At 67.4% G+C, this 21883-nt stretch carries 18 protein-coding genes and 1 tRNA gene; 10 read left to right on the top strand and 9 right to left on the bottom strand.

Annotated elements, in window-relative coordinates:
* Positions 1–14: 14 nt before the first annotated feature.
* Both WFK61_RS11550 and WFK61_RS11545 read right to left on the bottom strand, forming a co-directional pair.
* On the bottom strand, positions 15–1814 hold the full coding sequence (locus WFK61_RS11550) for a sensor histidine kinase (protein WP_336811736.1): 1800 nt from the start codon (positions 1812–1814) through the stop codon (positions 15–17).
* Positions 1815–1881: 67 nt separating this feature from the next.
* Complete coding sequence (locus WFK61_RS11545) at positions 1882–2583, bottom strand: response regulator transcription factor (protein ID WP_336811735.1); 702 nt, start codon at positions 2581–2583, stop codon at positions 1882–1884.
* Positions 2584–2724: 141 nt separating this feature from the next.
* Between WFK61_RS11545 and WFK61_RS11540 the strand changes: the two genes are divergently transcribed.
* The 3 genes from WFK61_RS11540 (at position 2725) to WFK61_RS11530 (ending at position 6399) form a co-directional block, all read left to right on the top strand.
* On the top strand, positions 2725–3486 hold the full coding sequence (locus WFK61_RS11540) for a HugZ family pyridoxamine 5'-phosphate oxidase (protein WP_336811733.1): 762 nt from the start codon (positions 2725–2727) through the stop codon (positions 3484–3486).
* Between the two features lie 255 nt (positions 3487–3741).
* Positions 3742–5352 (top strand): phosphoenolpyruvate carboxykinase, encoded by a 1611-nt coding sequence (locus WFK61_RS11535; RefSeq protein WP_336811731.1) that lies wholly within the window; start codon positions 3742–3744, stop codon positions 5350–5352.
* Between the two features lie 36 nt (positions 5353–5388).
* Positions 5389–6399: an Lnb N-terminal periplasmic domain-containing protein gene (locus tag WFK61_RS11530; protein WP_336811729.1), complete on the top strand. Its 1011-nt coding sequence runs from the start codon at positions 5389–5391 to the stop codon at positions 6397–6399.
* A 145-nt stretch (positions 6400–6544) separates the two neighbouring features.
* Here the strand turns inward: WFK61_RS11530 and WFK61_RS11525 are convergent, their stop codons facing one another.
* From WFK61_RS11525 to WFK61_RS11515, 3 genes are all read right to left on the bottom strand, one after another.
* A complete protein-coding gene (locus WFK61_RS11525) occupies positions 6545–7915 on the bottom strand; it encodes a sodium:proton antiporter (protein WP_336811902.1) in 1371 nt (456 codons plus the stop codon).
* Positions 7916–7978: 63 nt separating this feature from the next.
* Positions 7979–9652: a TRAP transporter large permease gene (locus WFK61_RS11520; protein ID WP_336811901.1), complete on the bottom strand. Its 1674-nt coding sequence runs from the start codon at positions 9650–9652 to the stop codon at positions 7979–7981.
* A gap of 158 nt (positions 9653–9810) precedes the next feature.
* On the bottom strand, positions 9811–10410 hold the full coding sequence (locus WFK61_RS11515) for a TRAP transporter small permease subunit (RefSeq protein WP_336811727.1): 600 nt from the start codon (positions 10408–10410) through the stop codon (positions 9811–9813).
* A 284-nt stretch (positions 10411–10694) separates the two neighbouring features.
* Here WFK61_RS11515 and WFK61_RS11510 point away from each other — a divergent pair, with 284 nt between their 5' ends.
* The 5 genes from WFK61_RS11510 to WFK61_RS11490 all read left to right on the top strand — a co-directional run bounded on the left by WFK61_RS11510 (position 10695) and on the right by WFK61_RS11490 (position 17254).
* Positions 10695–11483 (top strand): class II glutamine amidotransferase, encoded by a 789-nt coding sequence (locus WFK61_RS11510; protein WP_336811726.1) that lies wholly within the window; start codon positions 10695–10697, stop codon positions 11481–11483.
* Between the two features lie 143 nt (positions 11484–11626).
* Positions 11627–13282, top strand: a complete 1656-nt coding sequence (locus tag WFK61_RS11505) for an acetolactate synthase large subunit (protein WP_336811724.1) — start codon at positions 11627–11629, stop codon at positions 13280–13282.
* 153 nt (positions 13283–13435) lie between these two features.
* Positions 13436–14818: an aldehyde dehydrogenase family protein gene (locus WFK61_RS11500; RefSeq protein ID WP_336811722.1), complete on the top strand. Its 1383-nt coding sequence runs from the start codon at positions 13436–13438 to the stop codon at positions 14816–14818.
* Between the two features lie 89 nt (positions 14819–14907).
* Positions 14908–15888, top strand: a complete 981-nt coding sequence (gene rocF, locus WFK61_RS11495; protein WP_336811720.1) for an arginase — start codon at positions 14908–14910, stop codon at positions 15886–15888.
* 220 nt (positions 15889–16108) lie between these two features.
* The gene (locus WFK61_RS11490) at positions 16109–17254 is read left to right on the top strand and encodes a Gfo/Idh/MocA family protein (RefSeq protein WP_336811718.1); all 1146 of its coding nucleotides are present in this window, start codon (positions 16109–16111) and stop codon (positions 17252–17254) included.
* A 21-nt stretch (positions 17255–17275) separates the two neighbouring features.
* Here the strand turns inward: WFK61_RS11490 and WFK61_RS11485 are convergent, their stop codons facing one another.
* The 4 genes from WFK61_RS11485 to WFK61_RS11470 form a co-directional block, all read right to left on the bottom strand.
* Positions 17276–18277 carry a pyridoxal-phosphate dependent enzyme gene (locus WFK61_RS11485; RefSeq protein WP_336811716.1) on the bottom strand — a complete coding sequence of 334 codons (1002 nt, stop codon included), beginning with the start codon at positions 18275–18277 and terminating at the stop codon, positions 17276–17278.
* A 97-nt stretch (positions 18278–18374) separates the two neighbouring features.
* The gene (locus WFK61_RS11480) at positions 18375–18656 is read right to left on the bottom strand and encodes a hypothetical protein (RefSeq protein WP_257734357.1); all 282 of its coding nucleotides are present in this window, start codon (positions 18654–18656) and stop codon (positions 18375–18377) included.
* Positions 18657–18961: 305 nt separating this feature from the next.
* Positions 18962–19037, bottom strand: a tRNA-Ala gene (locus tag WFK61_RS11475).
* A gap of 166 nt (positions 19038–19203) precedes the next feature.
* Complete coding sequence (locus WFK61_RS11470) at positions 19204–19602, bottom strand: TIGR02300 family protein (protein WP_047577354.1); 399 nt, start codon at positions 19600–19602, stop codon at positions 19204–19206.
* Positions 19603–19817: 215 nt separating this feature from the next.
* Between WFK61_RS11470 and aroA the strand changes: the two genes are divergently transcribed.
* Together aroA and cmk are read left to right on the top strand one after the other, a co-directional pair.
* Entirely contained in the window at positions 19818–21161 is a 1344-nt protein-coding gene (aroA, locus tag WFK61_RS11465) for a 3-phosphoshikimate 1-carboxyvinyltransferase (protein ID WP_336811710.1), read from the top strand.
* Positions 21158–21808, top strand: coding sequence for a (d)CMP kinase (gene cmk / locus WFK61_RS11460; RefSeq protein ID WP_336811709.1), 651 nt, complete (start codon positions 21158–21160; stop codon positions 21806–21808). Before aroA ends, cmk begins: the two co-directional genes overlap by 4 nt.
* The last annotated feature ends 75 nt before the right edge of the window (positions 21809–21883 follow it).

Raw genomic sequence — 21883 nt, 5'->3', positions numbered from 1 at the left:
CAGCCATCCCGGCGTCAGGCCGCATGGGCATAGGCCGCCGGCAGGCAGACGATGAAGCGGGCACCGAGACGCTGTGCCTCACCGTCCGGGCCGATCGGCCCCAAACGGTTCTCGGCCCGGATCGAGCCGCGATGCGCCTCGACGATCTGGCGCGAGATCGACAGGCCGAGGCCGGAATTCTGGCCGAAGCCCTCGTTCGGGCGATCGGTGTAGAAGCGCTCGAAGATGCGCTCCAGCGCGTGCGGCTCGATGCCCGGCCCCTCGTCCTCGACGGTGACGAGCACGTCGTTGGCGACACGCGAGAGCATGACCTTCACCGGCTTGTCGACCGGCGAGAAGGAGCGGGCGTTGTCGATCAGGTTGACCAGGACCTGGCCGATGCGGGAATCGTGGCCGAGCACGAGGAAGGCATCGTCGCCCAGGCGCTGGCTGCGCCGGTCGCTGCTGAGCTCGATCTTCGGCTGGCCCTCGCGCCGCGTCTCGTTCTGGATCGTCACCACGGCGCCCAGCACCTGCGCCACATCGACCGGTGCGGAATCGTTGCGGGCAAGCTCGGCATCGAGGCGCGAAGCATCGGAAATATCCGAGATCAACCGGTCGAGCCGGCGGACATCGTGCTGGATCACCGCCATCAGGCGGCCGCGGGCATCGTCCGTCTTGGCGCGGGGCAAGGTCTCGACGGCGCTGCGCAGCGAGGTCAGCGGATTCTTGAGCTCATGGGCGACATCGGCCGCGAAGCTCTCGATCGCCTCGATGCGGCTGTAGAGCGCCTTGGTCATGTCGCGCAGCGTGCCGGACAAATGGCCGATCTCGTCATGGCGGCTGCTGAAATCCGGGATCTGCTCGCGCGACTTGACACCGCGCCGCACGCGCTGGGCGGCCTCCGCGAGCTTGCGGATCGGCTCGGCGATGGTGCCGGCCAGCAGGATCGAAAGCACGATCATCACGCCGGCCGCGACCGCGAAGACCTGGAAGATCGCGAAGCGCTCGGAGGCGATCACCGCATCGATGTCGCCCCCTTGCGTGGAGAGCAGCAGCGCGCCCTTCACGGTACGGAAGCGCTGCACGGGCACCGCGACGGAAACGATGGTCTGCCCGCGGGTGTTGACGCGCACGACGCTCGCCGGCGCGCCGTTCAGGGCGCGGGCGACCTCCGGATAGGATTTGCCGTTGGCGTTCTCGAAATCGTCATAGGTCGGGACATCCGCCTTGCCGAGGCGGTTGCGCAGCATGTTCCAGGTGCGCTCGAGCAGCGGCGGCTCGTCGGGCTCGCCGACGCGCGGCAGGTCGAGGCGTAGCACGTCGCCGCGCGAATAGAGGCTGCGCGAGTCGATGGTGAGCATGCCGTCCTTGTCGTAGACCCGCGCGCGGGTCTTGGTCGGCGTCACCAGCCGGCGCAGCAGCGGCGCCACCTTCTCGGGATTGATCGAGAAATCGAGTGGGTCCTCGGCAATGCCCGCGCTCTCGCCGGCCTGAAGCTGCAACAGCTTGTCGGGGTCGATGGCGATCGTGTCGATCTCGATCGTGGCCGAAGAGGCGATCGCGCCGGCGATGATCTCGCCCTGCGTCAGAAGGCTCTGGACGCGGGCCTCGATCAGCCCCTCGCGGAACTGGTTGAGGTAGAGGAAGCCGATCAGCAGCGCGACGAGCCCGCCGAGATTGAGGACGAGGATGCGCCGGGTCAGGCTGGAGGCGGCGCGCAGCGAGATCGCGCGTACCATGCGCCGCCAGGCGATGCCGGTACGGCGACGCAGCACGGCGCGCCAGCCGGCAGGCGGCGCGGGCGTTCTGGCCTCGTTGTCGACGGTTGCCATGGCTGCGGCTTGCTTCCCGCTCGGGATGACGGCGGCAGCGAATCCGCCGCGCGCCGACTTCCTTGCCTCAGGTTTCCTTGAAGCGATAGCCCACGCCGTAGAGCGTCTCGATCATGTCGAAATCCGCATCGACCTGATTGAACTTCTTGCGCAGGCGCTTGATGTGGCTGTCGATGGTGCGGTCGTCGACATAGACCTCGTCGTCATAGGCGGCGTCCATCAGGGCGTTGCGGCTCTTCACCACGCCCGGGCGCTGCGCCAGCGACTGCAGGATCAGGAATTCGGTCACGGTCAGCGTCACCGGCTCGCCCTTCCAGGTGCAGGTATGGCGCTCCGGGTCCATGCGCAGCAGGCCGCGCTCCAGCGCCTTGGCATCCTCTGTGCGGGTGGCGACGGTCGCGTCCTTGGCGCCGGCGCGGCGCAGGATCGCCTTGACGCGCTCGACCAGCAGACGCTGCGAGAACGGCTTCCGGATGAAGTCGTCGGCGCCCATCTTCAGGCCGAAGAGCTCGTCGATCTCCTCGTCCTTCGAGGTCAGGAAGATCACCGGGAGATCGGATTTCTGGCGCAGCCGCCGCAGCAGCTCCATGCCGTCCATGCGCGGCATCTTGATGTCGAAGATCGCGAGATCGGGCGGGTTCTGCTTGAGCCCGTCGAGGGCCGAAGCGCCATCGGTATAGGTCATGATGCGATAGCCCTCGGCCTCGAGGGCGATCGAAACCGATGTCAGGATGTTGCGGTCGTCATCGACCAGCGCAATCGTTGGCATAAGGCTTTCGTCTCTTGTTCTCGTTGCAATACAGGGTTCCCCTCCCGCGCGAGAGGGGCCAAAGCATGGCGGCAATCTAGCCGGGGCGTGGCGATTTGCCTATGACCCCGTAGCACAAGCCGGAAATCGGAGTGAGGTTCCATGAGCAAGGCCGCCAAAGACGTGATTCAGCCGATGGACGAGGCGGTCCGCGCGGAGGCGAAGGGCCTGCTGCGCGAGGCGCGCTCCGCCGCGCTCGCTACCCTCGGTCCCGACGGGCACCCCTCGGCGAGTCTGGTCGGGCTCGCGACCGACATCGACGGCACCCCGATCATCCTGATCTCGGGGCTCGCCGCGCACACCGCGAACATCGCGGGCGATCCGCGCGCGTCGCTGCTGATCTCGCCCGGCGGCAAGGGTGACCCGCTTGCCCATGCCCGGATCACGCTGAAGGTCCGCGCCCGCAAGATCGACCGCGAGAGCGAGGATGGCGCCCGAATCCGCCGGCGCTATCTCGCCCGTCAGCCGAAATCGGCGCTCTATGCCGATTTCCCTGATTTCTCCTTCTTCGCCCTCGACATCGAGAGCGCAAGCCTCAATGGCGGCTTCGCCCGCGCCTTCGCCCCGACGCCGGCCGACCTGTTGAGCGATCCGGCCCATGCCGCCGCGCTCGCGGAGGTGGAAGCCGGCGCCGTCGCGCATATGAACGACGACCATGCCGACGCGATCGCCCTCTATGCCACGCAGCTGCTCGGAGCGAAGCCTGGGGACTGGCGTGCCATCGGGCTCGATCCGGACGGGCTCGACATGGCGCTCGGCAGCGCGGCGCTGCGCCTGCCCTTCCCGGCTTCGGTGGACGGCCCAGGCGGCCTCAGGCGCGCCCTGGCGGAGCTCGCCACGAAGGCGCGCGCCCAGGCGGCGTGACGTTCCGGCGATCGCCTGCAGACATGGCTGCGGCTTGGGCGCGCGGCCATTTACCACAGGCCGAAATTCAATCGATTTAGGAACAGGAGCCCCGACGGCCGGGGTTTTCAATGACTTGAGCGGCGAGCCGCATCGCCTTAAAGACCTTCGTGGCCTCACGGCCTCGCCTTCGACGCCCGGGCCCCGCCACCGGCCCGTGCGCATTCGTGAAGACAACGGGCCGCCGACAGCATGGCCGGCCTCCGGAGGAATTCAGTGGACAATATCGGTCAGTTCAATGCCGCCCAAGGCGCCGAGGGCTTCGGCTTCCGCAAGCTGAAGGCCGTGCACTGGAACCTGGAAGCGCCGCAGCTCTATGAAGAGTCGCTCGACCGGGGCGAATCCCGGCTCGCCCGCGGCGGCGCGCTCTGCGCCGATACCGGCACCCATACCGGCCGTTCCCCCAAGGACAAGTTCACGGTGCGCGATGCGCTGACCGAGAACACCGTCTGGTGGGAGAACAACCAGGCGATGAGCCCGGAGCATTTCGAGACGCTTCTGGCCGATTTCCTGGCCCATGCCGAAGGCAAGGAGCTGTTCGCGCAGGACCTCTATGGCGGCGCCGACCCCGTGCATCGCGTCAAGGCCCGCGTCTTCACCGAGATGGCCTGGCACTCGCTCTTCATCCGCAATCTGCTGATCCGCCCGCCGCGCGACGAGATCAACGCCTATGTGCCGGAGATGACGATCGTCGATCTGCCGAGCTTCAAGGCCGATCCGAAGCGCCATGGCTGCCGCAGCGAGACCGTTGTCGCCATCGACTTCACCCGCAAGATCGTGCTGATCGGCGGCTCCGCCTATGCCGGCGAGATGAAGAAATCGGTCTTCACCTATCTGAACTACGTCCTGCCGACCAAGGGCGTGGTGCCGATGCATTGCTCGGCCAATGTCGGCTCCAAGGACGATTCCGCGATCTTCTTCGGCCTGTCCGGCACCGGCAAGACCACGCTCTCGGCCGATCCCGAGCGCACGCTGATCGGCGATGACGAGCATGGCTGGTCGAAGGACGGCATCTTCAATTTCGAGGGCGGCTGCTACGCCAAGACGATCCGCCTCTCGGCCGAGGCCGAGCCGATGATCCACGCGGCCTCGCTGCGCTTCGGCACCGTGCTCGAGAACATCGTCATGGACCCGATCACCCGCGAGGTCGATTTCGACGACCAGTCGAAGACCGAGAACACCCGCTCGGCCTATCCGCTCGACTTCATCCCCAACGCCTCGCGCACCGGCCGCGCCGGCATCCCGAAGAACATCGTAATGCTGACCGCCGACGCCTTCGGCGTGATGCCGCCGATCGCCAAGCTGACCCCGGCCGAGGCGATGTATCACTTCCTCTCCGGCTACACCGCGAAGGTCGCCGGCACGGAGCGCGGCCTCACCGGCGTCGAGCCTGAGTTCTCGACCTGCTTCGGCTCGCCCTTCCTGCCGCGGCACCCGTCGGAATACGCCAACCTGCTGCGCGACTTCATCGCCAAGCACCATGTCGATTGCTGGCTGGTGAACACCGGCTGGACCGGCGGCAAATACGGCACCGGCCGGCGCATGCCGATCCGCGTCACCCGCCGCCTGCTCACCTCGGCGCTCGACGGCTCGCTCAATCGCGCCGATTTCCGCCGGGATCCCTATTTCGGCTTCGCGGTGCCGACCTCGGTGCCGGGCGTCGAGCCCCACATCCTCTATCCCGTGAAGACCTGGGCCGATAAGGCCGCCTTCGCCGAGACGGCCAAGAACCTCGTCGAGATGTTCGCCAAGAACTTCGCCAAGTTCGAGGACCATGTCGACGACGCGGTGAAGGCGGCCGCACCGACGAGCTCGCTTGCGGCCTGAGGCCAAGCCTTCCGGGCTGTGCTACGAGAGGCGGCCATGAGCCGCCTCTTTTTCATTGTGCTGAAGCTTCTCCTCACCCTCATCCTGCTCGGTGCCGCGCTCTGGGGCGCAGGCTTCCTGCTGTTCCGCCTGTCCGGCGCGACCGCCACCATCGCAGCGATCGGCTTCGGCATCGCGGCGCTGGCCGGGCTCGTCGGCATCTGGACGAGCGACGCGCGCCTGTCGCTCGGCTTCGGCATGGTCTTCGTCGGCCTGCTCGGATGGTGGAGCAGCTTCCAGCCCTCCCATGACCGGAACTGGATTCCGGAACTCGCGAAATTGCCGAGCATCGCGCGCGAGGGCGATGCAATCACCGTCTCCAACCTGCGCGACTTCCGCTGGCGCACGGAAGAGGATTACGACCAGCGCTGGGAGACGCGGCGCTACAATCTCGCGTCCCTCACCGGCGCCGATATCTTCCTGACCTATTGGTCGGGCGAGGCAATCGCGCATCTGCTCGTCAGCTTCACCTTCACGGATTCGGTGCCGCTGACCTTCTCGATCGAGGTCCGGCGCGAGAAGGGCGAGGACTGGTCGGCGCTGGCCGGCTTCTTCCGCAGCTACGAGATGGCCTATGTCGCCGCCGACGAGCGCGACATCGTCGGTTTGCGCACTCATGCGCGGCGCGAGGATGCCCGGCTGTTCCGCCTCAGTGCCTCGGGCGCCCAGGCGCGCGACCTGCTCCTCGCCTATGTCACCGATATCAACGACCTCGCCGCGAAGCCGCGCTGGTACAACACGCTGACGACGAATTGCACGACGGTGGTCTACCACCTCGTCGCCAGCGTCGCGCCGGGCTGGAAATTCGCGCTGCCGCTCGATCCGCGCGTGCTGCTCTCCGGCTACCTGCCGGGCTATCTCCAGCAGATCGGCGCGATCCGACAGGATATCCCGCTGGAAGACCTAGTCCGGGCCGCGCGCATCGGCGACCACGCACGCACGCTCTCGCTGGACGACCCGCAGTTCTCGGCGAAGATCCGGGAGGGCGTGCCCACCGGGCGGCCGTGAGTGTCATCCCGCACGCACTGCGGCATGCGAATGCTGCTGCGCAGATGCGGGATCGCGTGCAGAAAAAGGCGCTCTTCCGTCGGACGGTCCCGTGTCTGCGCAGCAGCATTGGCATGCTGCAACGCGCACGGGATGACACGCTGCGTTACCGGAAGAACAGGAAGGTCTGCACCACGAAGAGCGGGATCAGGATCGCGCCGGACCAGAGCATGTAGCCGAAGAAGCTCGGCATCTTCACCTTCCGGTCCTTGGCGATGGCGTAGACCATGAAGTTGGGCGCATTGCCGATATAGCTGTTCGCGCCCATGAAGACCGCGCCGGCCGAGATCGCCGTCAGCGTCAGCGCGCCCGTCGTCATCAATGCCTTCGGATCGCCGCCCGCCAGCTCGAAGAAGACGAGATAGGTCGGGGCGTTGTCGAGGAAGGAGGAGAGCGCTCCGGTCAGCCAGAAATAGGCAACCGTGTTGGCGCTGCCGTCAGGATTGCTGACCAGTGCGACCAGCGGCGCGAAGGCGCCGGCCTTGCCGGCCTGCAGCATCGCCAGCACCGGGATGATGCAGATGAAGATGCCGGCGAAGAGCTTGGCGACCTCCTTGATCGGCCCCCAGGAGAATTCGTTGCCGGCGCGGACGGGGCCGGGCGTGAGCTTCAGCGAGAGGCCGGCAAGGGCAAGCAGGATCAGGTCGCGCAGCAGGTTCTGCCCTTCGACGGGGACGCCGTGGAGGGTGAAAGCGACGCCCGGCTTCCAGTTCGCCGACATCAGGATCGCAGCGATCACGCCGGCCATAAGCAGGATGTTGACCTTGCCCCAGAGCTTGATGGCGCGGTCCGGCGTCGGGTCCTTGAGCCTGGGAAAGCCCTCCTCCTTGCGGAAGAACCAGCTGTCGAGCGCATAGAACAGGGCGAGCAGCACGACGACGGCGAAAGCCGTCTCGGGCAGGAGATGCGTCGTCGTCCAGAAGAAGTCGACGCCGCGCAGGAAGCCGAGGAAGAGCGGGGGGTCGCCGAGCGGGGTCAGCGATCCGCCGATATTCGAGACCAGGAAGATGAAGAAGACGACGACATGGACGTTGAAGCGCCGGTCGTCATTGGCGCGCAGCACCGGCCGGATCATGATGATCGAGGCGCCGGTCGTGCCGACGAAGCTCGCCAGCGCCGTGCCGATCGCCAATAGCACCGTGTTGGTCGCCGGCGTGCCGTGCAGGTTGCCCGAGATCAGGATGCCGCCCGCGATGGTGAAGAGCGCGAAGAGCAGGATGATGAAGGGGATATAGTCGAGCAGCGCGGTATGCAGCAGCGCGCCAAGCGCCGGATCGGCGCCGCGCAGCAGGACGAGCGGCACGAGCGTGAGCGCGGCCCAGAAGGCCGCGAACTTGCCGTAGTGATGCTCCCAGAGATGCGGGAACAGCACGGGGCCGAGCGCGATCGAGAGCAGCATGCCGGCGAAAGGCAGGGCCCAGCCCGCGCCCATGCTGGCGCCGCCGATACCGCCCGCCGCCCAGGCGGAACCCGGCATCGCCACGAGAGCGAGCGATGCCACCGCGATCAGCCTGCCGGCTACCCCCGTCACGACGCGCCCTTACGGCTTGGGCGGCGTGCCGATGACCGGCGGCGCGTTGAGGTCGAACCCGCCCGGCAGGCCCGATCCGCCGAGGCCGGGGATCTGGATCGAGTCGAACTGCTTGTCGATCGCCTTCTGATCGAGCTGCACGGCCGAGGCCTTGTAGTGCATCACCATGCTCGGGAAGATCACGACGAGCGCGACCATGATGCACTGGATCACGACGAAGGGCACGGCGCCCCAGTAGATCTGGCCGGTGGTGACCGGCTCCATCATCCGGCCGGTGACGCGATCCTTGTAGGCGTTCTTCGGCGCGACCGAGCGCAGGAAGAACAGCGCGAAGCCGAAGGGCGGATGCATGAACGAGGTCTGCATGTTCACGCCGAGGATGACGCCGAACCAGATCAGGTCGATGCCGAGCTTCTCCGCGGCGGGTCCGAGCAGCGGCACGACGATGAAGGCCAGCTCGAAGAAGTCGAGGAAGAAGGCGAGCAGGAAGACCATCACGTTGACGACGATCAGGAAGCCCGTCGCGCCGCCCGGCAAGCCGACCAGCAGATGCTCGACCCAGAGATGGCCGTTGACGCCGTAGAAGGTCAGCGAGAACACGCGCGCACCGACCAGGATGAAGAGCACGAAGGCCGAGAGCTTGGCCGTCGATTCCGTCGCCTGCCGGAGCAGGTCGAAGGTCATGCGCTTCTTGCCGTAGGCGAGCAGGATCGCGCCGGCCGCGCCCATCGCGCCGCCTTCCGTCGGCGTCGCGACGCCGATGAAGATCGTGCCGAGCACGAGGAAGATCAGCGCCAGCGGCGGCACCATCACGAAGACGACCTGCTCGGCCATGCGCGAGAGCAGGCCGAGGCCGAGGAACTTGTTGATCAGCGCGATGACGAAGGAGATCGCCACCATCAGCGACATCGTCAGGATAACGAAATCGGCGCCCGCGGTCAGCTTGGTGAAGAGCTTCATGTAGCCATAGGCGAGCGCGAGCGAGAGCAGCGCGACGACCAGCAGCGACAGGCGCCGCGTCTTGCCGTCGGCGTCGCGCAGTGTCTGCGCTTCCGGCGGCAGGCCGGGCGCGCGATTGGGATAGACCAGGGTGACGAGGAAGACGTAGCCGGCATACATCGCCGAAAGCACGAGGCCCGGGATGAAGGCGCCCTCGTACATGTCGCCGACCGAGCGGCCGAGCTGGTCGGCGAGCACGATCAGGACGAGCGAGGGCGGAATGATCTGGGCGAGCGTGCCGGAGGCCGCGATGACGCCCGAGGCAAGGCGCCGGTCATAGCCGTAGCGCAGCATGATCGGCAGCGAGATCAGGCCCATCGAGATGACGGAGGCCGCGACGACGCCGGTGGTGGCGGCGAGCAGCGCGCCGACGAAGATGACCGCATAGGCGAGGCCGCCGCGGATCGGCCCGAAGAGCTGGCCGATGGTATCGAGCAGGTCCTCCGCCATGCCGGAGCGTTCGAGGATCAGCCCCATGAAGGTGAAGAACGGCACCGCCAGCAGCACGTCGTTGTTCATCGTGCCGTAGATGCGCTCGGGAAGGGCCTGGAGGAAGTTCTCCTGGAACATGCCGAGCTCGATGCCGATCAGCGCGAAGAGCAGGCCGTTGGCGGCGAGCGCGAAGGCGACGGGATAGCCGAGCAGCAGGAAGACCACGAGGGCGGCGAACATCACCGGCGCCATGTTGACGCGCAGGAAATCGCCGACGCCGCCGCCCGCCGCGAAGGCGTCGCCGGTATGCAGGCCGAAGAAGGCGAGGAGGGTCAGCGCGAGCAGCAGGCCGGCGACGCGCGGAAGGCGATGAGCGTGCATGGGACGGTTCCGGACTTCTTGCGGGCCGCTCACGAAGCGAGGCCCTGTTCCTTGGCTTGGTCGAGCAGGCGCTGGGCTTCCGCCTCGGCGGCCGCGGCATGGCCGAGCGCCGCCTCGTCATCCTCGAGATCGCCGCGCATGATCGCGACCTGCTTGATGATCTCGGAGATGCCCTGGAAGGTCAGCATCACGAAGCCGATGACGACGAGGCCCTTGGCCGGCCATTGCGGCAGGCCGCCGGCCGAGAGCGACTGCTCGTTGATGGCGTAGGAGCGCATGAAGAACGGCCAGGAATGGTAGACGATCAGCAGGCTGAACGGCATCAGGAAGAGCACGTGGCCGAGCAATTCGATCCACTGGCGGACGCGCTTCGGCAGCATCGAATTCACGATGTCGATGCGGATGTGCTCCTTCACCTGCATCGTCCAGGACGCGCACATCAGGAAGACCGCGCCGAACAGCATCCATTGCAGTTCGAGCCAGGAATTCGACGAGACGTTGAAGAGTTTGCGGACGATGGCGTTGACCGTGGCCACGATCACGGCCGCGAGAATGAGCCAGGCGACCTTCTTGCCGATCTGGCCGTTGACCGCGTCGATGACGCGGCTGATGCCGAGGAGACCCTTCACGCTTCCGCTCCCGTCCAGGCGCGCCATGAACCGGATATGCCGACCGGTCTCGTGTTTATGCGCCGCTTATGCGCTGGATCGGTATAGGAGGGATGCGCGGCACGCAAGACTGTGCGGGCCTTATCCATTGGACGAAAGGCGAAGTGCGCGACTGCCTGTTTTTGCGGCAGCAGATTGCGCGCCGGGATCGTCCTCGCCGACGAAGCGAAGAAACGTTATGTTCGTGTTCATCTTCGGAGAACATTATTCTCCGGCCCGCTTCCAACCGTCGATTCGAGGCGCCGATGTGCCGCTTCCTCGCCTATTCCGGCGTTCCCGTCTTCCTCGAGGACTTCGTCGCCTCGCCCTGCCATTCGCTGATCCACCAGTCGCTCCATGCAGAGGAGGCCAAGACCGGCACGAATGGCGACGGGTTCGGCGTCGGCTGGTATGGCGAGCGGCCCGAGCCCGGCCAGTATCGCGAGGTCCGGCCCGCCTGGTCCGACGAGAACCTGCTCTCGATCGCGCGGCAGGTGCGCTCGCATCTGTTCTTCGCCCATGTCCGTGCCGCGACCGGCACCGCGACGACGCGGGCGAACTGCCACCCCTTCGTCCATGGCCGCTACCTCTTCATGCATAACGGCCAGATCGGCGGCTACGGCACGATCCGCCGCCGGCTGGAAGCGCTGATCCCGGATTCGCTCTATGGTGCCCGCGCCGGCACGACCGACTCCGAAGCGCTGTTCCTGCTTGCGCTCTCCCACCTCTCCGAAGGCATGGCGCCGGGACAGGCGCTTGCCGCCGCCTTGTCGGACGCGCTCTCGCTGATGCAGCAGGCCGGCATTCGCGAGCCGCTGCGCTGCGCGGCCGCGCTCGCCGATGGCGACAGCATCCACGCGATCCGCTGGTCCTCCGACACCAAGCCGCCGAGCCTCTATGTCTGCGAACGGCCGGACAGCGTCGTCGTCGCCTCCGAGCCGGTCGATGCCGCCCGCGAATGCTGGCAGGCCCTGCCCTGCAACACGCTGGTCACGGTGCAGGGCGGCGCGGTGACGTTCTCGCCCTTCGAGATTGCGCTGAAACAGGCCGCCTGAACCGGCTTCGACCTATTCGCTTCAAGTCGCGGCCGGGCAGAACGGCCATGCGCCGTGCGCCCTGACACGCCCCCGGTTGCGTTCCTACGTCGAGAGCCTAGCCTTGCCCTTCAGCGAGGCTCTCTCCGCGAAAGGCACGGGCGATGAAGAAGGGTTCCGATCTTCTGGTCGAGGCGCTTGAGAACGAGGGCGTCGATCGCGTCTTCGGCGTTCCCGGCGAGGAAAATCTCGACGTCGTCGAATCCCTGCGCAAGTCGAAGATCGAGCTGGTGCTGACGCGGCACGAGCAGGCCGCCGCCTTCATGGCCGCGACGCATGGCCGCCTCACCGGGCGCCCCGGCGTCTGCATCGCGACACTCGGCCCCGGCGCGCTGAACTTCTCGACCGGCGCGGCCTATGCCCATCTCGGCGCCATGCCGATGACCCTGCTCACCGGGCAGAAGGCGATCATGACCGCCAAGCAGGCGCGCTTCCAGATCGTCGATGTCGTCGCCTCGATGCGACCGCTGACCAAGATGACGCGCCAGATCGTCAGTCCCGCCAGCATCCCCTCGGTCGTCCGTGACGCCTTCCGTGTCGCGATGGAGGAGCGGCCGGGCCCGGTCCATCTCGAACTGCCCGAGGATATCGCGGCCGAGGAGATCGAGGATATCCCGCTGATCCCGATCCATCCGATCGACCGGCCGGTCGCGCCGGCAGCCCCGCTCGACCGCGCCGCCGCGATGATCCTCGCCGCCAAGCGCCCGTTGGTGATGATCGGCGCCGCCGGCAACCGGCCGCGCCTAGTCGAGCCGCTCTCGGCCGCCGTGCGCCGCATCGGCCTGCCCTTCTTCAACACGCAAATGGGCAAGGGCGCCGTCACCGGCGGCTCCAACCTCTATCTCGGCACCGCCGCGCTCTCGGAAGGTGACTATGTCCATGAGGCCGTCGCTGCCGCCGACCTGATCATCGCGGTCGGCCACGATACGATCGAGAAGCCGCCTTTCCTGATGCGCAATGCCGGCGGACCGAAGGTGATCCATCTCGGCTTCCAGTCGGCCAATGTCGAGCAGGTCTATCACCCCGATGCCGAAGTGATCGGTGATATCGGCGTCACCATGACCGGGCTCGCCGACCGGCTCGAAGGCAAGCTGCCCGAGCAGAAGCAGACGCTGGAGCTGCGCCAGAAGATCCTGGCGAAGATCAATGCCCGAGCCGAGGAGGATCGCTTCCCGGTGACGCCGCAGCGGCTCGTCCATGACGTGCGGGCGGTGATGCCGGAGGACGGCATGGTCTGCCTCGACAACGGCATGTACAAGATCTGGTTCGCGCGGAACTACCGCACCCATGTCGCCAACACGCTGCTTCTCGACAACGCGCTGGCGACGATGGGCGCAGGCCTGCCCTCTGCGATGATGGCGGCGATGCTCCATCCCGAGCGGCGCGTCATGGCCGTCTGCGGCGATGGCGGCTTCATGATGAACTCGCAGGAGATGGAGACAGCGGTCCGGCTCGGCCTCAACCTCGTCGTGCTCGTCCTCAATGACGGCGCCTATGGCATGATCCGCTGGAAGCAGGCCGTCGACCAGTTCCCCGATTACGGCATGACCTTCGGCAATCCCGATTTTGTCGCCTATGCCAAGGCCTATGGCGCCAAGGGCTCGCGCGTGACCTCGGCCGAGGCGCTGGTGCCGACGCTGGAAGCGGCCTTCAAGGGCGGCGGCGTCCATCTCGTCGATTGCCCGATCGACTATTCCGAGAACACCCGCGTCCTCGTCGAGGAACTCAGAAACAAAGTGCCGGACGTCGATCTGGCTTAAGCCGCGCTTCATCGCTCACCGCGGGTCATCCCGGGCGACCGAAGGGAGACCCGGGATCCATGCCGGAGCGCTTCCAAAAAAGGTTCAGGAATGGATCCCGGATCTTCGCTTCGCTCCGTCCGGGATGACCCGCGACACTCTTTGGAGAGAATCATGCTCAGGGTTGTTCAGGCCTATGACCGCGCCCCGATCACCGAGATCGAGACCGATGACGAGGCCGCGCTCGAACGCAAGCTGCAGGCGGCGCAGGCCGTCTTCAGAGATCGCGACAACTGGCTGAAGCCGCATCAGCGCATCGCGATCTTGCGCAAGCTCGCCGGCCTCCTCGAAGCGCGGCGCGACCATTTCGCCATGCAGATCGCGCGCGAAGGCGGCAAGCCGCTGCCGGACGCGATCGTCGAGGCGAACCGCGCCGTCGACGGCGTCTACAACGCGGCCGAGGAACTCCGGAACTTCGCCGGGCGCGAGATCCCCATGGGGCTTTCGGCGGCGGCAGCCGATCGCTGGGCCTTCACCACCAAGGAGCCGATCGGCATCGTCGCGGCGATCTCGGCCTTCAACCACCCGCTCAACCTGATCGTGCATCAGGTCGCGCCGGCGATCGCAGTCGGCTGCCCGGTCATCGTCAAGCCGGCCGGCACGACGCCGCTCTCCTGCATCGATTTCGTCAAGCTGGTGCACGAAGCCGGCCTGCCGGAAGCCTGGTGCCAGACATTCGTGCCCCTGGAGACCGCGCTGGCGGAGAAATTCGCCACCGATCCGCGCATCGCCTTCCTGAGCTTCATCGGCTCGGCCAAGGTCGGCTGGCACCTGCATTCCAAGCTCACCCATGGCGCGCGCTCGGCACTGGAGCATGGCGGCGTGGCGCCGGCGATCGTCGATAGGAGCGCCGATCTCGACGCGATCATCGAGCCGATCGTGAAGGGCGGCTATTACCACGCGGGGCAGGTCTGCGTGTCGACGCAGCGCATCTATGTCCATGACGCTGTTATCAACGACTTCACCGAGCGGCTCGTCGCCCGCGTGAAGAAGCTGCGCACCGGCGACCCGACGCTGGCCGACACCGAAGTCGGGCCGCTGATCATCCCGAAGGAGGCCGACCGCGTCGCGTCCTGGATCGACGAAGCCGTGAAGGGCGGCGCGCGGCTCGCCACCGGCGGCAAGCGCCTGTCGGAGACGACCCTGGAGCCGACCGTGCTGATCGATCCCGATCCGGAAGCGCGCATCTCCAGCGAGGAGGTCTTCGGCCCGGTCGTCGCGATCTATCGCTACAGCAAGCTCGACGACGCGATCGCGCGCGCCAACTCGCTCCCCGTCGCCTTCCAGGCCAGCATCTTCGCACAGGACATCGACGTGGCCCTGCGGGCGGCGAACCGGCTCGACGCCTCCGCCGTGATGGTCAACGACCCCACGACCTTCCGCACCGACTGGATGCCCTTCGCCGGCCGGCGCGTCTCCGGCTACGGCACCGGCGGCATCCCCTACACGATGCGCGACATGACGCAGGAGAAGATGATCCTGCTCAAGCGCCGCTGACCACAACACTCGACAGGGGCATGCCGATGGGCCATGGACGGCGCGTCGGCGCATGACGCCTACCGAAATCGCATAGACGGACCACTGGAATGACCGCCTCTTCAGCCAACGCTCCCGCTTCCCAGGGCCGCATCGCCCTGCTCGGTGCGCCCATCGAGGTCGGCGCCTCGCGCCGCGGCGCGCTGATGGGTCCGGCCGGCCTGCGCACCGCCGGCCTCGTCAGCGTGCTGGAAAGCCTCGGCTACACGGTCAGCGACCATGGCGACATCCTGCCGCGCGACCTCACCCCTGTCGACGGCCCCGCCCCGGCCAATGCCCGCTTCTACAACGAGATCGCCGCCTGGATGCGCGCACTCAGCGCCCGCGCCTACGAGATCGCCCGCTCCGGCGACACGCCGATCTTCCTCGGCGGCGACCACAGCCTGTCGATGGGCTCGGTCAACGGCGTCGCCCGCCACTGGCAGGAGCAGGGCCGCAAGCTCTTCGTGCTCTGGCTTGATGCCCATGCCGATTTCAACATGCCGGCGATCTCGCCTTCCGGGAACATGCACGGCATGTCCTCGGCCTTCCTCTGCGGCGAGGCCGGGCTCGACGACCTGCTCGGCTCGGAGCCGCGTGCGTCGATCCCGTACGAGCAGCTCAGCCTGTTCGGCATCCGCTCGATCGACCCGCTCGAGAAGGCGGCGGTGAAGGCGCGCGGCGTCGATATCGCCGACATGCGCGCCATCGACGAGCACGGCGTCGGCGTCCTGATCCGCCAGGTCATCGAGAAGGTGCGCGCGGCGAACGGCGTGCTGCATGTCTCCTTCGACGTCGATTTCCTTGACCCGCCGCTGGCGCCGGGCGTCGGCACCACCGTGCCGGGTGGCGCGACCTATCGCGAGGCGCATCTCGTGATGGAGCTCCTGCACGATTCCGGGCTGGTGCGTTCGATGGATATCGTCGAGCTCAACCCGTTCCTCGACGATCGCGGCCAGACCGCCCGCCTCGCGGTCGAGCTCGCCGGCAGCCTGTTCGGCCAGCAGATCACCGACCGGCAGACGCCGTCCAACGCGATCGGCGCGGCGTAAGTCGCGCTTTCGCGAAAGCCGATCTTCATTCTTCGATGCGATAGACCGTCGTCAGATAAACCGGGTCATCCCGGACGGAGCGCAGCGGAGATCCGGGACCCATGCCTGAGCCTTCCCGAACCAGGTTCCGGCATGGATCCCGGGTCTCCCTTCGGTCTCCCGGGATGACCCGCCTCCTATTGTCGATGCCTGAGATCAGGTTCCAGGGGGCGATCCGGCCATGAAGATCGCGCTCGTCGGCACGGGGTTCGTCGCCGACTACTACATGACGACGCTGGCGAACCATCCGGCGCTCGCTCTCGCGGGCGTCTGGGATCGCGACGCGGCGCGGCTCGACGCCTTCCGCGCCTTCCACACTGTCCCCGCCTATCCCGATCTCGACGCCCTGCTGGCCGATCCGGCCGTGCAGATCGTCGTCAACCTGACGACGCCCGAGAGCCATTACGAGATCACCAGCCGCGCGCTCGCCGCCGGCAAGCACGTCTATTGCGAGAAGCCGCTGGCGATGGAGCTGGCGCAGGCCGAGGCTCTCATCGCGCAGGCCGAGGCCGCCGGTTTGACGCTGGCGACCGCCCCCGCCAACGGGCTCAGCGACACGCATCGCCTCGTCGAGGAGGCCTTGCGCTCCGGGCGGATCGGTGCGCCGCGGCTGGTCTATGCCACGATGGAGGACGGCCCTGTCTTCCGCGACAAATGGGCCAGCTGGCGCTCACGCTCGGGCGCGCCCTGGCCTGGACTGCACGAGTTCGAGATCGGCTGCACGCTGGAACATGCCGGCTACGCGCTGTCCTGGCTGGTCACGCTGTTCGGCCCGGTCGAGAGCCTGACCGCCTTCTCGGCCGTGACCTTCCCCGACAAGGGGCCGGGTACCGGGCACATCACGATGGCGCCGGATTTCTCGGTGGGCTGCCTGACCTTCCACTCCGGCGTCGTCGCAAGGCTGACCAGCGGGCTCGCCGCGCCGCGCGACCGTTCGTTGCAGGTCTTCGCCGAGAAGGGCTCGCTGACGGTGCGCGATCTCTGGGACAATCGCTCGGTCGTCCATGTCGAGGAGGCCGATGCGCCGCGCCCTCTGCTCGGGCGGCTCCTGACGCGGGCGGAAGCCAAGCTCGGGCGCGCCCTGCCGTGGAAGCCGACGCCGGGGCGCAAGCTGGCCTATCCAGCCCAGCCGATGAGCAAGGCCCTGCCCGGCTTTCCCTCGCAGATCGATTTCATGCGCGGCGCCGTGGATCAGGCCGAGGCGATCCGGCGCGGCGAGGCGCCGCGCTTCTCGGGGGCGCTCGCGCTGCACATCACCGAGCTGGCCCTCGCCCTCAACAATGCCCGCGACCTGGCCCAGCCCTACCGGCCGCGCTCGCGCTTCTGACCGCAGCCGGAACTGAGGCTCTCAGTTCACCGTGAGAAACTGCTCGCGCTGCGAGAACAGCGATGCCGTCCCGCCGGTATGAAGGATGCAGGCCGGCTCGCCCGGCGGAATCGCCCCATTCGCAACCAGATCGAGAAAGCCGGCGCAGGTCTTCGCCGTATAGACATGCTCGACCAGGATGCCCTCGGTGCGGGCGAAGGCGACGATGGCCGCCTCCGATTCCGGTGTCGGGACACCCCAGCCGCCGCCAAGATGGGCCATGTGATAGTGCAGCGGCGCCTGATCGAGCCGGTCGACCCGGATCCCCGTCCGCTCGCTGATACCCTCGTAGATCCGGCGGATGCGGGCCTCCAGCTCGGCCTGCCCGTATTCGACGCTGACCTGATGGACCTGGAAGGGCTGGCCGAGCATGGCATTGCCGAAGATGAAGCCGGCCTCGGTCGGCCCCATCGATCCCGCGAGGAAGACATGGCGCAGCGGTGCCTGCTCGCTCTGCGACTGCTCATGCAATTCGAAAGCGGCGAGGACATAGCCGAGCGCGCCGAGCACGGCATCGCCGACGATATAGGGGGCCCGCCCCTGTCGCTTCAGCTCCGCGGCAGCAGCCTTCACCGCCGCTCCGCGCTCGTCTTCGCCGACCACGCCGATGAAACGCGTTTCCGCGCCGAACAGCCGGTTCAGGAAGGAACGCTCGCGATTCGCCGGGCTGTCCTCGGCATTGTGGATGATCACGCAATCCAGGCCCGCTATCGCTGCGGCAGCGGCGGTGAGGCGGCAGAGATTGGACGTCGCTCCGCCGGCGACGAGGACGATGTCGGCCCGCTCCCGGAGCGCGGCACCGAGCCAGAATTCGAGGCTGCGCAGCTTGTTGCCGCCGAGCCCGATCTCCATCAGGTCGTCGCGCTTCATGAAGAGGCCGGGACGGCCGAGCTTGCGCTCGAAGCCGGAGAGGCGCTGCAGCGGCGTCGGCGCCTTGACGAGGTCGTAGCGCGGCTCGCGCAGGATATTCTGCAGGTCCGACATCAGGCCAACCGCTCTCCAAATCGCGCCTGCAAGCGGCGCGGCATCGCCGCGTGCTCGCTCATCGCCTCAGGAAAGACAAGCCCCGTCGATGCCGGCCTTATGCCGAGCGCTTCTTGCGGTCGTCCTTGCGCTGGTCCGGCTCGGCGGCCGACTTGGACGAGCGCACGAGCGTCGCAATCGCCAGGGGCGGCTTGCCCGACCGCTCCGAGATGACCTGATCCTGTTCCATGATCGCCGTCCGGGCGGGCTCATCGCCATCCAGGCCGCCGAGCAACGACGTCGGAACGCGCCGGTTCGAGGTCCTCGACCCGTCCTCATAGACGACGTCGAACATGGTGAACTCGCTATCCAGCGCCTTGGATTTCGTACGCTTGGCCATTCCTGCTTCCTTCTACGGAGCGTGCAACGGGGCGGCTTTCACGCCGCGATTCGCGAGTGCCTGCGCGGCAAGCTGCCGGGTGATTCGCGGCTTCCCGCGGAGCCAGACGGAAGCGCCAGAGGGAATGACGCCAGAGCGAAGAGCGCCCGCCGGGTTCCGCCTTGGGAAAGACCGCCCGAAACCTCGCGGGGTTCGGCGAAGAGCGATCCCGTCAGGTTTCAGATCGACCGGAAGCGTTCGGAATATCAGGACAGCGCCGAAGCGTGATCCGAGACACCAGCCTGTTCAGTGCTCTCGGAGAAATTTGGTGGAGCCAGGCGGAATCGAACCGCCGACCTCTTGAATGCCATTCAAGCGCTCTCCCAACTGAGCTATGGCCCCACGCGAGACGACCGACTTGGGGATCGATCATCAACCGGAATTTGGTACCGCCTCGGCGGTTCCGTCCGGGCCGCCCTGCCGGCGACGAAGCGCTCTATAGGCGGCTCGGACGGAAGACACAAGCGCTTAATGTCGCCGTGTCGTCATCTTTTTTCGAGGCTGTGGATCAGTTGTCCTCGTCGCCTTCGATGTCGCCATCGATCAGGTCGGAGACGTCGTCGTCGCCTTCCTCATCCTCTTCGAGGAAGGTGTCGTCTTCGTCATCGCCGCCGACATCCTCGACCTCGATATCGTCCTCGCTGGTGACGACGGCTTCCTTCTCCGAAGCCTCGGCATCGGCCTCGTCGAGCGAGACGAGCTCGACGGCGCCATCGGCGGCCTCGGTCTCGTCTTCCTCGTCAGCTTCCGGCTTGGCAGCCGCCGCGGCCTTGGCCTGCGGCTCGAACATCGCCCGCGGATAAGCCTGGCCCGTATAGGGCGAGACGATCGGGTCCTTGTTCAGGTCATAGAATTTGCGGCCCGTGACCGGGCAAACGCGCTTCGTTCCGAGTTCCGGTTTCGCCACTGCGTCGGACCTTCAACTATCATGTTTTGAAAAGCAGGCGCGTCCGTTAGTCGGGGTAAGCCGCGCTGTCAAATGTTGATTTGCGCAAAGCCGCCCTGAGGAGGCCGGGAGCGTCGATTCGGCGCGCCACCACGCGCTCGCCTTGGCGCATCGCGCGCGGGCATGCTACGGCCCTTCCTGCATTCCTTTCGGCCAGCCCGCAGAGACCACGCCTCGTGTCCCACGACCATGAACCCGTTCCCGTCACCGCCCGTCGCGGGGGCCCGCTCAAGGGCCGCGTCCGCGTTCCCGGCGACAAGTCGATCTCGCACCGGGCGATGATCTTCGGCCTCCTGGCGATCGGCGAGACCAAGGTCACCGGCCTGCTCGAAGGCGAGGACGTGATGCGCACCGCCGCGGCGGCGCGGGCTCTCGGCGCCATCGTCCATCATGACGGGCCCGGCGCCTGGCGCGTGCAGGGCGTCGGCGTCGGGGGCTTGCGCGAACCGGCCGGCGTGCTGGATTTCGGCAATGCCGGCACCGGCTCGCGCCTGATGATGGGCGTCTGCGGCTCGCACCCGATCACCACGACCTTCGACGGCGACGCCTCGCTGCGCAAGCGGCCGATGCGGCGCATCCTCGACCCGCTCGAGCAGATGGGCACGGTCGTCGTCTCGCAGCAGGAGGGCGGCCGCGTGCCATTGACCCTGCGCGGCCCGAAGGAGGCGATCCCGATCACCTACAGCCCGCCGGTCGCCTCGGCGCAGATCAAGTCGGCCGTTCTGCTGGCCGCGCTCGCTGCGCCGGGCGAGACCACCGTGATCGAGGCGGAAGCGACCCGCGACCATACCGAGAAGATGCTCGCGCATTTCGGCGCCGAGATCACCGTGACGCAAGAGGGCGCCCATGGCCGGCGCATCGTGCTGAAGGGCCAGCCGGAATTGAAGGCAGCGCCGATCGTCGTGCCGGCGGACCCGTCCTCGGCCGCCTTCCCGCTGGTGGCGGGGCTGATCGTGCCGGGCTCGGACATCCTGATCGAGAGCGTGATGACCAATCCGCTGCGCTCGGGGCTGCTGACCACGCTGCGCGAGATGGGCGCCGACATCACCGTCGAGCGCGAGGCCAACGAGGGCGGCGAGACGGTCTGCGACCTGCGCGTACGCGCCTCCAGCCTGAAGGGCGTGACGGTGCCGCCGGAGTGGGCGCCGGCGATGATCGACGAATACCCGGTGCTGGCGGTGGCGGCTTCCTTCGCGACGGGCACGACGCGGATGCGCGGCCTGCAAGAGCTCCGCGTCAAGGAATCCGACCGTCTCGCGGCGGTCGAGGCCGGACTGAAGGCCGCCGGCGTGACCTGCCGGATCGAGGGCGACGACCTGATCGTCGAGGGTTCGGGTGGCGCAGCCGTTCGCGGCGGCGGGCCGATCGCGACCCATCTCGACCACCGCATCGCGATGAGCTTCCTCGTCATGGGGCTGGCCACCCAGAATCCCGTCGTGGTCGATGACGGGTTGATGATCGCGACGAGCTTCCCGAGCTTCGTCTCGCTGATGAACGGCCTCGGAGGCCAGATCGGATGAGCGCGGCTCGGGCCGGCCGCCTCGTCATCGCCGTCGACGGCCCCGCCGCTTCCGGCAAGGGCACGCTGGCGCGCCGGCTCGCCGCGCATTACGGCCTGCCCTATCTCGATACCGGCCTGCTCTACCGGATGGTGGCGCGCGCGATGCTCGATGCCGGCCACGACATCCATGACGCCGTGGCGGCCGAAGCGATCGTCGGCAGCTTCGACGAGACAGCCTTCCCCGAGGAGCGGCTGCGCGGCCGCGAGATCGGCGAGGCCGCTTCCGTGGTCGCGGCCATGCCGGCCGTGCGCGCCGGCCTGCTGACCCGGCAAAGGCGCTTCGCGGCGCAAGCCGGTGGGGCCGTGCTCGACGGGCGCGATATCGGCACGGTGATCTGCCCGGAGGCACCGGCCAAGCTCTTCGTCACCGCGACGCCGGAAGTGCGGGCCGCACGGCGCCACAAGGAGCTTGTCGGACGCGGCGAGACCGTCACCTTCGAGGGCATCCTCGCCGATATCCGCCGGCGCGATGCCCGCGATTCCGGCCGCAGCGACGCACCGCTCAAGGCGGCGGAGGATGCGGTCGTGCTCGACACTTCGGCGCTCACCGTCGAGGAGGCGGCTGCCGCCGCGATCGGCATCGTCGAGGGCCGCCGCGCGGCCTAAGGTTCCCGCTCGCGAATTTGCTATCGAAACAGGCGCCCTTAGCCGGATTTTCCGGCTTGGCGCGCGTCCCGGCCG

The organism is Allobosea sp. MMO-172 (assembly GCF_037147855.1).
In the GTDB taxonomy this organism is placed as follows: domain Bacteria; phylum Pseudomonadota; class Alphaproteobacteria; order Rhizobiales; family Beijerinckiaceae; genus Allobosea.
Note: the sequence above shows the minus strand (reverse complement) of the source record. Positions and strands in the feature narration are given on the sequence as shown.